This window comes from uncultured Veillonella sp., from assembly GCF_915069625.1.
Taxonomy (GTDB): domain Bacteria; phylum Bacillota; class Negativicutes; order Veillonellales; family Veillonellaceae; genus Veillonella.
On record NZ_CAJZFD010000034.1, the window covers coordinates 1 to 14,634 of the forward strand.

The following is a 14,634-nucleotide window of genomic DNA, read 5'->3' on the forward strand; positions in this document are numbered from 1 at the left end:
AAATTAAAAGAACGCATTAAAGATAAAAAATACAAATTGACTACACAACGTCAAACAATTTTACAAGCCTTCATCGATGCTGATGAAAATCATTTGAGCGCTGAAGACGTATATGTACTGGTAAAAGAAGTAGCTCCTGATATCGGCTTAGCTACTATTTACAGAACACTTGATCTATTCACTGAACTTGATTTGTTAAAACGACTTGATTTCGGTGATGGTCGTAACCGTTACGAATTAAATGATGAAGAGTTCGCTCATTTCCATCATCATTTGATTTGTGTAAAATGTGGTAAAGTATCTGAGTTCGAAGACGATATGCTTGAAACATTAGAGTCTATCATCGCTAAAAAATTGAACTTCCGCACTATTGACCATCAATTGAAAGTATATGGTTACTGCAGCGATTGCCAAAATCATATGACTGAAGCAGAACTTGAAAAATTAGAACGTATGGCTCATCACCATGCTTAATGGATATCTATATACGGGGCCATTACCACTTGGCTCCGTAGTAGCCCATAACTGTGGTGCTGCTGGTTTATTCTCTGATAAGGTTAATCCAGACGTTGTTTTAGAGGCTATAGAGGTAGACGGTTTATATCGTTTGACTGTAACCATTGGTGAGACCGTAAAAACTTTTGACGGTGATATTTCATCTATGGGCCGTCGTCAAATTGGCCAAGCCTTATTGCGCTATTTGCGTGAATATCAAGGTTTGCCAGCCGATGCCCCATGGGGGACTATGGTCGGTGTGCGTCCTACAAAGCTACTACATAAATATATAGATACATATGGCTCTGTCCACGCAGCAACTCGTCACATTAGGGACGAGTTTTCTGTGTCTATGGAAAAGCTTGCTACTCTGGGGGCTATCGGTGAGTATCAACGTCCATTTTTAGCTGATACAGACGATAAAAAGGTGAGTCTCTATTGTGGCATTCCTTTCTGTGATACTCGTTGTGTGTACTGCTCGTTTCCTTATGGTCTTTATCAGGATTACACTGATAAAAGTCAATTCTTAACAGCTTTAGGCCGTGATATGGAGGATATGAAAGCTATTGCTCAGTCTTATGGCTTAACGGTAGATACCATCTATATGGGGGGCGGTACACCAACGGTATTAGGTGATGAAGACTTTCACCAAATCCTAAAACAGTTATCTATACTAGTGCCAGAAGGTCATGAGTTTACTGTAGAGGCGGGGCGTCCAGATTCTGTTAATCCTCGGAAGATACGATCTATGCTCGATTTTGGTGTAAATCGTATCAGTATTAATCCACAAACGATGCAAGACGATATTTTGCGGCGCATTGGGCGTGGACATAGTGCGCAAGATATTGATGAATTGTTACAATATGTAAAAGTTAATACACCATTTGCTGTAAATATGGATTTTATTGCAGGCTTACCGCATCAAACGATGCAAAACATGGTAGAGAATATGGATTACGTATGTCAAAATTTGCCGGAAAATGTTACAATTCATACGTTAGCATTAAAACGTGGTAGCCCATTGTATGATTTAAATATGCAAGATGATATTCCTGAAGAACATCTCGTAGCAGAAATGGTACAATATGGTAAAGAGCGTCTTGAAGCAGCTGGCTATGTGCCATATTATCTATATCGCCAACAATATATGAGAGGGCAATTAGAGAATATTGGCTATACCTTGCCAGGTAAAGCGTGCGAATATAATATTCAGATCATGGAAGAGCGACAAAGTATTCTATCCATGGGACCTGGTAGCTCATCTAAGTGGATGCGCGCCCCTGAATATCGTCAATTGAAACAGCACATGCCAAAGGATGTTGATGTTTACCACGCAACGATAGATGCACTATTAGAGAAACGACATAGAATTTGTGAGAAATTTTGGGAGGTTGTGTAATGGCTATTAGAAAACCAAGAGGTACACAAGACTTTTTGCCAGAGCAAATGATAAATTGGCACTATATTGAACAACGTATGCGTGAAATTTGTAAAGTATACGGGTTCAATGAAATTCGCACACCTGCCTTTGAAGATACTAAATTATTCTTGCGCGGTATCGGTGAAACTACAGATGTAGTACAAAAGGAAATGTATACATTTACTACAGGCGATGATGGTGGCTCTAGCTTCACATTGCGTCCTGAAAATACGGCTTCTGCTGTACGGGCCTACTTAGAAAATAAAGTATATGGTAAAGAAGGCCTTACAAAATGGTATTACATGGGACCTATGTTCCGTCATGATAAACCACAAGCAGGTCGTTACCGTCAATTCCATCAATTTGGTGCAGAGGTACTAGGCTCTCAATCTCCAGTGGTAGATAGTGAAGTTATCTGTATGGTTGTACAATTGTTGAAAGACTTTGGCCTTAAAGACCTTAATGTAGAGGTGAACTCTGTAGGTTGCCCAACATGCCGCCCTGTATATCGTGAAAAATTAATTGAATTCTTTGAACCTAAAAAAGAACAATTATGCAGTGATTGCCAAGAACGTTTATATAAAAATCCGTTGCGTATCTTGGATTGCAAAAATGAAACCTGTAAATCCTTGTCCGTAGGTGCTCCTGAAATTCACGAACATTTATGTGAAGAGTGTCATGATCACTTTGAAGAATTGAAGACATATTTAACAGCTGCTAATGTGCAATATACATTGAACCCTCGCCTTGTACGTGGTCTTGATTATTACACAAAAACAGCATTCGAAGTACAATACACTCCATTAGGCGCACAAAGTGCCGTAGCAGGTGGTGGACGTTACGATGGCCTTGTAGAGGAACTTGATGGTCCTCATACACCAGCCATTGGCTTTGCCATGGGCATGGAGCGTTTATTATTAGCTCTTGAAAAACAAAACTTATTGCCTGAACCAACTGTTGAACCATCTGCATTTGTAGTGGCTCTTGGTGATGCGGCTAAGGTAGAGGCTTTCAAAATTTGCCAAGCATTACATGATGCGTATGTAACCGTTGAAATGGACGGACAGGGCAAGAGTATGAAGGCACAATTAAAATATGCTAACAAAATTAATGCAAAATATGTTATCATATTGGGTGATGATGAATTGGCTCGTGGGGAAGCCATAATCCGATTCATGGAAACTAGTGAACAAGAAATTGTACCACTCGATACAGTTTCTGAACGTATAACTTCTTTGGTGAAAGGATGACAATTAGAATGGAAACAATGCAAGGCTTACACCGTACGCACGGTTGTGGCACCATCTCTGAACAAGAGGTAGGTAAAGAGGTCGTATTATGTGGTTGGGTTGAACGCCGTCGTGACCATGGTGGTTTGATTTTCTTGGATTTACGTGATCGTTCTGGTGTAGTACAAGTAGTGGCATCTCCAGATCATAACGTGGAATCTTTCCACAAAGCAGAGGATGTTCGTAACGAATATGTACTTTGTGTACGTGGTAAAATTACAAAACGTGATGAAGCTGCTATCAATCCAAATCTTCCAACTGGTGCATATGAAATGTACTGTGAAGAGTTGCGCGTATTGAACTCCGCTAAAACACCTCCATTCTATATCCAAGATGATATCGATGTAGATGAAAATATTCGTTTAAAATATCGTTACCTTGACTTACGTCGTCCAGAAATGCAACGTAACTTGATTTTACGCCACAAAGTAACGAAAGCAATGCGCGACTTCTTCGATAGCCGCGATTTCTTGGAAATTGAAACTCCAATGCTTACTAAATCTACACCAGAAGGCGCTCGTGACTATCTAGTACCTTCTCGTGTAAATGCTGGTACATTCTATGCATTGCCACAATCTCCACAAATTTTCAAACAAATCTTGATGGTAGCTGGTTATGAAAAATATTTCCAAATCGTTCGTTGCTTCCGCGATGAAGATTTGCGTGCAGACCGTCAACCAGAGTTCACTCAGCTCGACTTGGAAATGTCCTTCGTAGATGAAGAAGACATTTATTCTATGCTTGAAGAAATGGTTGCTCATGTATTTAAAACTACATTGGGCAAAGAAATCACATTGCCTATGCCTCGCATTACATGGGATGAAGCAATGGATAAATATGGTTCTGATAAACCAGACCTTCGTTTCGATATGGCCTTTACTGATGTAACTGATCTTGTAAAAGATACAGAATTTAAAGTATTCCGTTCTGTTATCGACAATGGTGGCGTAGTTAAAGGTATCGTAGTACCTGGTGATGCTGGTATTCCTCGTCGTGAACTTGATGACCTTGTTGAATATGTAAACCGTTATGGTGCAAAAGGTCTTGCATGGGCTTGCTTCAACGAAGATGGTTCTATCAAGTCTCAAATCATGAAGTTCTTAGGTGAAGATACAATCCGCAACATCGGTGAAAAAATGGGCGCTAAAGGTGGCGACCTCGTATTGATGATTGCTGATAAACCAGCAACTGTAGCACGTGCATTGGGCGAATTGCGCCTTGAAATGGCACGTCGTATGAACATGATTGATCCAGATAAATTGGCATTCACATGGGTAACTGATTTCCCTATGTTCGAATATAACGAAGATGAAAAACGTTATGTTGCAATGCATCATCCGTTCACAATGCCTCGTCATGAAGACCTTGATAAATTGGAATCCGATCCTGGCAGCGTAAAAGCAATCGCTTATGATATGGTATTGAACGGTGTTGAAATCGGTGGCGGTTCCTTGCGTATTTACCAATCTGATGTACAAGAAAAAGTATTCAAAGCTATTGGCTTGTCTGAAGAAGAAGCAAAATCCAAATTCGGCTTCATGCTTGATGCATTCCAATATGGCGCACCTCCTCATGCAGGCTGTGCATTCGGCCTTGATCGTCTTGTTATGTTGATGGCAAAACGTCAATCTATCCGCGACGTAATCGCATTCCCTAAAACTCAATCTGCTTCTGATGTTATGAGCCAAGCGCCATCTGAAGTAGAACCTAAACAATTAAAAGAGTTGCATATTAAACCAGATATTGAGGAAGAAGAAGAGCAATCTTTGGTGTAAAAACATAGGCAAGAATTGATTAAAATTCAAATGTCAAGACTTGTTTATTACGAATCTTTCTGATACTATTTATGTATAAGATATCCCTGCCATGTGCGTGTGATATCGCAGTTTTGAGCCAACACATTTACTTCGGGAGTCCGAACTCTCGTCTGAACGTTATGCCCTTATGGGACAACTGCAGGATGAGGAGGACACCCACCTGCCCTAAGCAGGATCAAAACGCGGTACATTACGGCATGGTGGGGCTTTTTTGCGTGTAAAAATGGCATATAATGTCATATACTATATATGGAAATACAATAAGGTATATCGATGTATGATGCTTGTCATAGGTATTCATATTTGAGAGCAATACAGTTTGATGGTCTAACATATCTGATTTCTAAAATGAGAACATCAATGGTTTAGAAATGTGGATATTAATAGTTTAGATACTGTGAATTGAGGTGATAGAATGGATAGTTTGTTTGATTTAGAGCCTACAAATGCATATGAGCCACTTCCTGTGCGTATGCGTCCTACCAAGTTGGATCATTTATACGGTCAAGAGAAGGCCGTAGGGAAGGGGACCTTCTTACGTGCTATGGTAGAAAAGGATACCATACCATCTATGCTTTTTTATGGGCCTTGTGGAACCGGGAAAACTACACTAGCAGGTATCATTGCTAAGGTAAGTAATAGTCATTTTGTAAATTTAAATGCTACCAATGCTGGTATAGGTGAGTTGCGTAACATCATAGAGGATGCTCGTAAGCGCGTACGGTCATTACAACAAAGAACTATATTATTCCTCGATGAAATCCACCGTTTCAATAAAAGCCAACAAGATGTGTTATTACCTTGTGTAGAAGATGGTACGATTATCCTCATTGGTGCCACCACAGAAAATCCGTTTTTTGAGGTTAATAGACCACTTTTATCCCGTTTGCGACTCATAACATTGGAGGCTTTGACACCAAAGGCGATTGGTCAAATTTTGCGTCGTGCTATTACAGATGAAGAGGTAGGTCTTGGTAAACGCCGTTTACAAGTAACCGATGAAGTGCTAGAGGATGTAGGAATTTTCGTTAATGGCGACGGTCGTATGGCTTTGAATATTTTAGAACAGGCTGCAGCTATGGTACAGGATGAAGGGACTATAACCATAGAGGTTCTTGAAAAAGTTGTGGGACGTCGAATTTACACATATGATAAAAAAGGCGACAGCCACTACGATACAATCTCTGCTTTTATTAAAAGTATGCGCGGCTCTGATGTACAAGCGACTGTGCATTATTTGGCACGTATGATTGAAGCAGGGGAGGATCCTAATTTTATTGCTCGTCGTATCGTAATATGTGCAGCTGAGGATGTAGGCCTTGCAGATCCGCAAGCTTTGATTCTAGCCAATGCAGCGGCTCAAGCAGCTCATATGGTAGGATTTCCAGAGGCTCGCATCATATTGTCTGAGGCGGCTTGTTATGTAGCATTAGCACCGAAAAGTAATTCTGCTTATTTGGCTATCGATGCAGCAATTGCCGATGTGCGCCACAAGGATTGTGGACAGGTGCCAGATCATTTAAAAGATAGTCATTATAGTGGGGCTAGCAAGCTAGGTCATGGGAACACCTATAAGTATGCCCACAACTATCCAAATGGCTATGTAAAACAGCAGTATCTACCAACACCTCTTATGGATGCTTCGTACTACAATGGTATTAAAAGAGGCAAGGAAGAACAGTTACTTTGTGACTGGGAGAAACGGCGTAAAAGCTAACTAAATACTTCGATATATGCTATAATATAATGATAAGTTAATTTACAGTAGTGTTATATAAGTAAGGGGTTTGTATAGATTTATGGCAGAAGAAAAAACTTCCACCAAAAAACGCAATACACGACGAAAGCGAACAAGTACAAAACAGCAAACTAAGTCTCAAGGGTTTTCCTTGCGCAGCGAAGTTAAAGGCTTAATTGTAATTGCCTTTGCAGTTATTTCCTTGCTCGGATTCTTTGGGTTTGAACTCGGTCTTGTAGGACAGATTTTAACAGGTATATTCCGTTATGGTTTTGGCCTAGGCGGTATTATTCCTTGCCTTGGTGTGTTCTGGATTGGCTGGCGATTATTGTATAAAGGAACATTTATTGCCCTTACTAAACGGGGCGTTGTAATGACTTTGTTCTTCCTGTTCTTGCTAGCCCTTGTTCCATTGTGGCGCGTTCCTGAGGGGCAGGAACTAATCACCACACAATTGGCTAATCAAGGCGGTGTTGTAGGTGGAGCTATCGCTACATTCCTTCGTACACTGTTAGGTGAGCTAGGGGCCATCATTTTAGATGTGTTCTTATTATTAGCCTTTGGTATTCTAATTACGCGTTTATCTTTGCGTAGTGGCTTGCAAAAGGCAGCAGATAAAACACAAGTAGGCTTAGATGTAGCTAAAGAAGTGGCTGCTGAGAAGGTGGCTGTAGCTAAAGAGGTCTTTGAAGATTGGAATGAACAACGTAAAGAAGCTGCAGAACAACGTAAAGCGTATAACAGGGAAAAGGATACACGCTTTGCTGATGCTGCAGACCAAGCGTTAGATACACTTGAAAAACGAGGTATCACTACCGATCGAGATAACTTTGAAACGAGTGCGGTTGTAGATAATGAACCTATGGTGGATACCGTAACGACTGTAGAATCTCCAAAGGCTCCTACATCTTGGAAAGAATTAGCTGAAATAGAAGCGCGCAATCGTGCAGCAGAACAATTGGCGAATATTTCTAAAGATGCTGGTGATGCGAAGTCTTATGATGCAGATGATTTTGATCAATTCTCTGATGCTAGTAGATCTACAGGTGATGACTATGTATATACTCCAGATGAGGATTATACATATACTCCAGATGAAGGATATACAGATGAATCTGAATCAGTAGAGAATAACCATGAGGAACAACCAGAGTTTACATATCAAAATACAACGATTGGTCCATTGGAAACTAATCACGCTGCCATAGCTTCTGCTGTACCTGGTACAGGTGCTGCAGCAAGTTCTGTAAGTGCTGGTGCCGGTATGTCTGGTATGAGTTTACAAGTACCATCTACTATTAGTACTACAGAAGATACAGCACAAGTAGCAGTATCTAAAGATGGTCAAATTCATCGTACCTATGATAGACCTTATCATTTCCCAAGCCTTGATATTTTGGCGAAAGGGAAGGGGAGTCAAAGCAATGGTGAAGAAGTAGCGCAAAATGCAATGATGCTTGAAAATGTATTGAGTAACTTTGGTATTACTGCTAAGGTGGTTAATGCTACACAAGGTCCAACTGTTACACGCTACGAAATTGAACCTGCGCCTGGTGTAAAGGTTAGCCGTATCGTCAATTTAACTGATGATATTGCCTTAAACTTGGCGGCTCAACATATTCGGATGGAGGCTCCAATCCCAGGTAAATCTGCTATTGGTATTGAGGTACCTAATAAGACGACTGAAGCCGTTCATTTGCGTGATGTTCTAGATTGTAGCGACTTTAAGGATGCTCGAGGTGGTATTCCTGTAGGTCTTGGTAAGGATATTGCAGGGAAACCTGTGATTACGGACCTTGCGAAGATGCCTCACTTGCTCGTAGCAGGTACGACTGGTTCTGGTAAATCTGTATGTGTAAATACGTTGATTTCCAGTATTCTCTTTAGTCGTAAACCAGAAGAGGTTAAGCTTTTATTAATCGATCCTAAGATGGTTGAATTATCTATTTATAACGGCATTCCTCATTTGATGGCCCCAGTTGTAACAGATATGAAAAAAGCAGCCGCTGTATTGCGTTGGGCCGTTCGTGAAATGGAGGCTCGATATAAAGCCTTTGCCGCGTCTGGTAAACGGGATATTAAGAGTTATAACGAAGCACACCCTAAGGCGGCTATGCCGTTGATTGTACTGATTATCGACGAGTTAGCAGACCTTATGATGACTGCTCCAGATGACATTGAAGAATCTATTAGTCGCTTAGCACAAATGGCGCGTGCTGCAGGTATTCACATGGTACTTGCTACGCAACGTCCTTCTGTCAACGTTATTACAGGCTCTATTAAGGCTAATGTACCTAGTCGTATTTCCTTTGCAGTAGGCTCTCAAATTGACTCCCGTACTATTCTCGATATGGCGGGTGCTGAGAAACTGCTTGGTAAAGGGGATATGTTGTTTGCTCCAATTGGGGCGAATAAACCAATTCGTGTACAAGGTGCGTTTATCTCTGATGATGAGGTAGAACATCTTGTGGAATTTGTAAAAGCTCAACGTGAACCAGAATATGACGATACTGTTACACAAGAGGCTGAAAAGGAAACCGAAAAAGAATCATCAGAAGAAAATGATATCTACCGCGATGAGTTATTAGAACGTGCTGTTAATCTCGTTATGGAATCTGGTCAAGCTTCTGTGTCTATGTTACAGCGTCGATTCCGCATTGGGTATACTCGTGCGGCTCGCCTTGTTGATACGATGGAAGATCTTAAAATTGTTGGTCCTAGTATGGGCAGTAAGGCTCGAGAAATTTTAATGAGCCCTGAACAAGCTAAGGCGCGATATTTCTCAGACTCAAATGATGAGCAATAATTAAATGATTACGATATGAGTATTATGTAGATTAAGAGAGGAACGAAAATGGCTGAATTAGGCGAAGAATTACGACGTGAACGAGTAAGACGTAATTTAACCTTTAAAGATGTGGAGCAAGTACTGCACATTAAAACAACCTATTTGGAAGCTATCGAAGATGGTAAGTATGACATCATTCCTGGTCAGGTCTACGTAAAAGGCTTTATTCGTAATTACGGTAATTATTTAGATCTTGATGGTGATCGCTTGGTGAAAGCTTATCAAAGTCAGGTAGGTGATATAGATACCTTTTCTTTGCGTTCTGTTACACGGCAGAAAGCGCAAGCGACACCAAATTTGGTGCAAAGTGAATTCGTTGAATATCAAACATCTAAAAAGCGTATGTCCTTAGAAACGCGTCAACGTAAACGTCAACGTTCTATCGTTCAAGAACGTATTATTTTAGGCATAATTTTATTCTGTATGGCATTATTTTTACTTTGGTTATTCCTTTTCTGATAAAAGGAAAGAAAGGCATTTACTCAATCGATGGATAGATTTTTAGTAACAGAACCTTCGGATATGAAGGAACGTGGCTGGGCCGAATTAGACTTTGTCCTCATCAGTGGGGACGCCTATGTAGACCATCCGTCCTTTGCTCCTGCCGTTATCGGCAGGTACCTAGAGTCCAAAGGCTATCGTGTAGGCATTATAGATCAACCAGATTGGAATGATGTAGAGGCTTTCAAAAAACTAGGTAAACCGCGTCTAGCGTCCCTTGTTACAGCAGGGAATCTAGATTCAATGCTCAATAAATTTACTGCTGCAAAGAAAATCCGTCGTCAAGATGATTACTCTCCAGGTGGTGAAGCTGGACATCGTCCAGATCGGGCTACCTTGGTATATGCAAACCGCATGAAGGAGGCTTACAGTGATGTGCCTCTTATTATCGGTGGTATAGAGGCATCCTTGCGCCGCTTTGGTCATTATGATTATTGGTCAGATACTGTACGTCGCTCTATCTTAGTTGATTCTAAGGCCGATGTACTTGTTTATGGTATGGGTGAACTTCAAATTGTGGAATTAGCAGATGCTCTAGATCAAGGTCGCTTTAAAGAGTCTTTGCCATCTATTCGCGGTATTTGTTACATGGCAAAGGAAATTCCTACTATAGACTATGTTGAATGCCCGTCTTTTGAGGAAATTAAAGCCGATAAGATGGCCTTTGCTGATGCATTCCGTATTCAATATGATGAACAAGACCCGTTTTATGGTCGTATGGTAGTCCAAAAGCATGGGGACAGATATCTTATTCAAAATACGCCTGCTTTGCCTTTGACACAGGAGGAAATGGATGGTGTATATAACTTGCCATATACACGTAAGTGGCATCCTAAATACGATGATAAAGGTGGCGTACCAGCGTTAAGTGAAGTACAATTTAGCCTTGTTAGTCAACGCGGATGTTTTGGTAGCTGTTCATTCTGTGCCATTACCAATCATCAAGGTCGCATCATCCAAAATCGTAGTCATGAGTCTTTAATCGACGAAGCTCAAACTATGATTAATATGGATAACTTTAAAGGATATATTCACGATGTTGGGGGCCCTACGGCAAACTTCCGTCATTTAGCATGTGATAAACAAGCTGTATATGGCGCTTGTAAAGGTCGTACATGTGCGGCTCCAGAGCCTTGTGAAAATCTTAATACAAATCACGATGATTATATTGCATTACTCCGTAAATTACGTAAGCTAAAAGGGGTCAAAAAGGTATTTGTTCGCTCTGGTTTGCGCTATGACTATGTTCTAGCAGATAACAATAAAGACTTCGTACGAGAGCTGTGTGAGTTTCACGTTAGTGGTCAATTGAAGGTAGCACCAGAACACGTATCTAAACGCGTTACCAATATGATGGGGAAAGCGGGTAAGGAAGAGTTTCTTACTTTCAAATCTTGGTTTGAAGAGGCTAATAAAAAGCTTGGTAAGAAGCAATATTTAGTGCCATACTTTATGAGTTCTCATCCTGGTTGTGCCTTGGAGGATGCTATTGAATTAGCGGAGTTCTTGCGTGATCAACATATGTATCCAGAACAAGTACAGGATTTTATTCCAACACCGGGCAGCCTATCGACTTGTATGTACTATACGGGTATTAATCCTCTAGATGGAAAGCCTGTATACGTAGCCAAAAAAGGTAGAGATAAAGCTAAGCAACGTGCTTTAATGCAATATAAAAATATTGAAAATTATGATCTTGTTAAAGAAGCACTCATTGAAGCTAATCGGCATGATTTAATTGGATTTGGACCAGAATGTTTGATTCCACCACGCCCAATTGGTCGCAATAATAATCGTACTGGTACGGGCAGTGGAAACCGCAATAGAGTACAAGCTAATAATCGTCGCAGCGGACGTCAGTCAGGTGAGCAGCGTAGTAAGGGAAGATCATCTCGCAGTGGTATGACTAAAGGTCGTCCATCTAACAAAAGCCGTGGTGGTCGTTAATTATAGAGATTAGTTTTACTAATCTCATTTGGGGATGCTTTATGTCTTATAGGAGGCATATATGAAACGATGGATTGCTCCGGGCATTTTAGCCCTTTTTGTGGTAGGGATGTTGACCTATGGCGTAAACTTTTACCATCAAGAACAATTGGAACATGAAAAAGAGCCTGTTCGTGGTGAGATTACAGTTTATACAGACTTACCAAATAATATAACTACATTGCTTGCCGATCGTTATGAAGATGAGAAGAATGTAAAAGTTACAGTTCTGCCTCTTACAGAAGAGCAAATGGCGCAACGTTCGGCCTCAAATGTAGCTGATACATCTGGTGATATTGTACTTACCTCTGAGGATAACCTTGTTGTAGGTGCTAATACTGGAAAATATGCACCTATCGTTAATGAGAAAATTGACGAGGTTCGTGACAATCTAAAGGATACAAATGGATATTGGGTAGGTCTTTGGTATGATCCTATCGTATTTGTTCAAAATGATACCTTCTACAATGGGGTTGGTAAATATATTACTACATGGGATACATTGGCAAAACAAGGGGATTGGACCATTGTAATGACCGATTTTGTAGCCTCTCAGAATGCGGCGAACTTGTTATATAACATGGTGGAATATAGAGGGGAGCCTGAAGCGTTAAACTATTTATATAGCTTAAAACCTCATGTAATACAACATGCTAAGTTCTTGTCTACACCAGTTCGTTTAACAGCGCTTGGAGAGTCTAATATCGGCATTGGTAATTTATCTGATGCGGCCCAATATACGCGTCATGGATACCCGATTAAGGTCATTTATCCAACGGATGGAACCTCTTATTATGTAACAGGTGCGGCAGTCTTAAAAAATTCAAAACACAAAGCAGATAGCGTCGAATTTATTAATTGGTTGTTATCTACAAAGACTGCAAAGTATATGGTTGAAAATAACTTCACCTATATATTTACAAACCCAGAAATGGATGAGCCAAAAGACTCATTGGGACATGAGCTAATTTTATGGCCTGTAAATGGCGGTTACACCATTGAGGGTAAAAAATTATTACTAAATCACTGGGTTAGTCAAGTGCGTTTCCGTAAGGAATAACTCAGTTATATAGATCCTATTAAGGTAGTAAATTGAAAATAATCTTGTTAAGAAAGGATATAGAATGGGTAAGAAATTAGGATATGTTAGCCTAGGTTGTGCTAAAAACTTAGTAGATACAGAGGTAATGTTAGGCTTATTGAAAGATAATGGCTATACGATTACAGAGGACCTAAGCGAAGCAGATCTTATCGTCGTAAATACCTGTACTTTTATTGAGAAAGCCAAAGCGGAGTCTATTAATACCATTCTTGAAGTAGCTCAATATAAAGAAGATGGTACATGTAAAGGCCTTATTGTAGCAGGTTGCTTAAGCCAACAATATCAGGATGAGCTATTCAAAGAAATTCCTGAAATTGATGCTTTGATCGGTACAGGTGCATGGGACCAAATCATGGTTGCTGTTGATGCTATTGAGCATGGCAATCGTAGTTGTATTATGGAGAATATTACAAATATCTATGATGAACGCATGCCTCGTATTCAAACAACACCTCGTTACAGTGCATATGTAAAAATTGCGGAAGGCTGTAACAATGGTTGTACCTTCTGCATTATTCCAAAGGTGCGTGGTGCATTCCGCAGTCGTACTATCGAGTCTATTAAGGCTGAAGTGGAACGATTAGCTGCAGCAGGTGTTAAGGAAGTTGTTCTGATTGCTCAAGATACAACTAGTTATGGTATTGACCTTAACGATGGAAAGCCTTTGTTGACTACATTGCTTAAGGAGTTAACTACGGTAGAAGGTATCGAATGGATTCGCATGTTATACCTATATCCAACATTCTTCTCCGATGAATTGTTAGATCTTATCGTTAATGAGCCAAAACTTTGTAAATATGTAGACATTCCATTACAACATGTTAATAACGATATTTTAAAACAAATGAATCGTCGAGATGATCGCAATGATATTGAGCGTTTGCTTAAGAAAATTAGAAATGCTCCTACACATATTACATTGCGTACATCTATTATTGTTGGCTTCCCTGGTGAAACAGATGAGCAATTTGAGGAACTTTGCGACTTTGTAAAAGAAATCAAATTTGATAATATGGGTGTATTTACTTACTCTCAAGAGGAAGGTACACCAGCTGGTGCGCGTGAAGACCAAGTGCCAGAAGAGGTCAAAGAAGACCGTTATCATATTCTCATGTCCATCCAAGCCGCTATTTCTGAAGAAAATAACCGCGATTTAGAAGGTACTATTGACTATGCAATGGTAGAAGAAATCGAGGAAGGTGAGAATGGTACATTACTCGCTAAAGGACGCTTAAAATCTCAAGCACCTGATGTAGACGGTAATATGTACATTGAAGACTGCGGAGAAGAGATTCAACCTGGAGATATTCTTAAGGTACAAGTAGAGCAGGGCTTTGCTTACGACGTAGTAGCTACGGTTGTAGAATAAAACACAGCTCGATACATTCGATTGTGGAGGTGATCTGATGATTGTAGAACTCATTTCTACAGGTTCAGA

10 protein-coding genes and 1 other RNA gene are annotated in these 14,634 nt (G+C 40.3%); all 11 read left to right on the forward strand.

The window, feature by feature from the left end:
* Positions 1–474 (forward strand): Fur family transcriptional regulator (locus QZ548_RS03030; protein ID WP_295868196.1); only part of this gene is annotated, 474 nt, incomplete at its 5' end.
* Complete coding sequence (gene hemZ, locus QZ548_RS03035; protein ID WP_295868199.1) at positions 467–1,894, forward strand: coproporphyrinogen dehydrogenase HemZ; 1,428 nt, start codon at positions 467–469, stop codon at positions 1,892–1,894. The genes QZ548_RS03030 and hemZ, both read left to right, overlap by 8 nt.
* Positions 1,894–3,165: a histidine--tRNA ligase gene (hisS, locus tag QZ548_RS03040; RefSeq protein ID WP_295868201.1), complete on the forward strand. Its 1,272-nt coding sequence runs from the start codon at positions 1,894–1,896 to the stop codon at positions 3,163–3,165. Before hemZ ends, hisS begins: the two co-directional genes overlap by 1 nt.
* A gap of 8 nt (positions 3,166–3,173) precedes the next feature.
* Positions 3,174–4,979: an aspartate--tRNA ligase gene (aspS, locus tag QZ548_RS03045; RefSeq protein ID WP_024065547.1), complete on the forward strand. Its 1,806-nt coding sequence runs from the start codon at positions 3,174–3,176 to the stop codon at positions 4,977–4,979.
* 80 nt (positions 4,980–5,059) lie between these two features.
* Positions 5,060–5,232: non-coding RNA, 6S RNA (gene ssrS / locus QZ548_RS03050), on the forward strand.
* Positions 5,233–5,436: 204 nt separating this feature from the next.
* Positions 5,437–6,738, forward strand: coding sequence for a replication-associated recombination protein A (locus QZ548_RS03055; protein WP_105085883.1), 1,302 nt, complete (start codon positions 5,437–5,439; stop codon positions 6,736–6,738).
* An 82-nt stretch (positions 6,739–6,820) separates the two neighbouring features.
* A complete protein-coding gene (locus tag QZ548_RS03060) occupies positions 6,821–9,565 on the forward strand; it encodes a DNA translocase FtsK (RefSeq protein ID WP_295868208.1) in 2,745 nt (914 codons plus the stop codon).
* Positions 9,566–9,613: 48 nt separating this feature from the next.
* Positions 9,614–10,066 (forward strand): helix-turn-helix transcriptional regulator, encoded by a 453-nt coding sequence (locus QZ548_RS03065; protein WP_105089411.1) that lies wholly within the window; start codon positions 9,614–9,616, stop codon positions 10,064–10,066.
* A gap of 30 nt (positions 10,067–10,096) precedes the next feature.
* Positions 10,097–12,055 carry a YgiQ family radical SAM protein gene (locus QZ548_RS03070; protein ID WP_295868211.1) on the forward strand — a complete coding sequence of 653 codons (1,959 nt, stop codon included), beginning with the start codon at positions 10,097–10,099 and terminating at the stop codon, positions 12,053–12,055.
* A 61-nt stretch (positions 12,056–12,116) separates the two neighbouring features.
* Positions 12,117–13,154 (forward strand): ABC transporter substrate-binding protein, encoded by a 1,038-nt coding sequence (locus QZ548_RS03075; RefSeq protein WP_295868214.1) that lies wholly within the window; start codon positions 12,117–12,119, stop codon positions 13,152–13,154.
* A gap of 64 nt (positions 13,155–13,218) precedes the next feature.
* On the forward strand, positions 13,219–14,565 hold the full coding sequence (rimO, locus tag QZ548_RS03080) for a 30S ribosomal protein S12 methylthiotransferase RimO (protein ID WP_105089408.1): 1,347 nt from the start codon (positions 13,219–13,221) through the stop codon (positions 14,563–14,565).
* Positions 14,566–14,634: the final 69 nt, after the last annotated feature.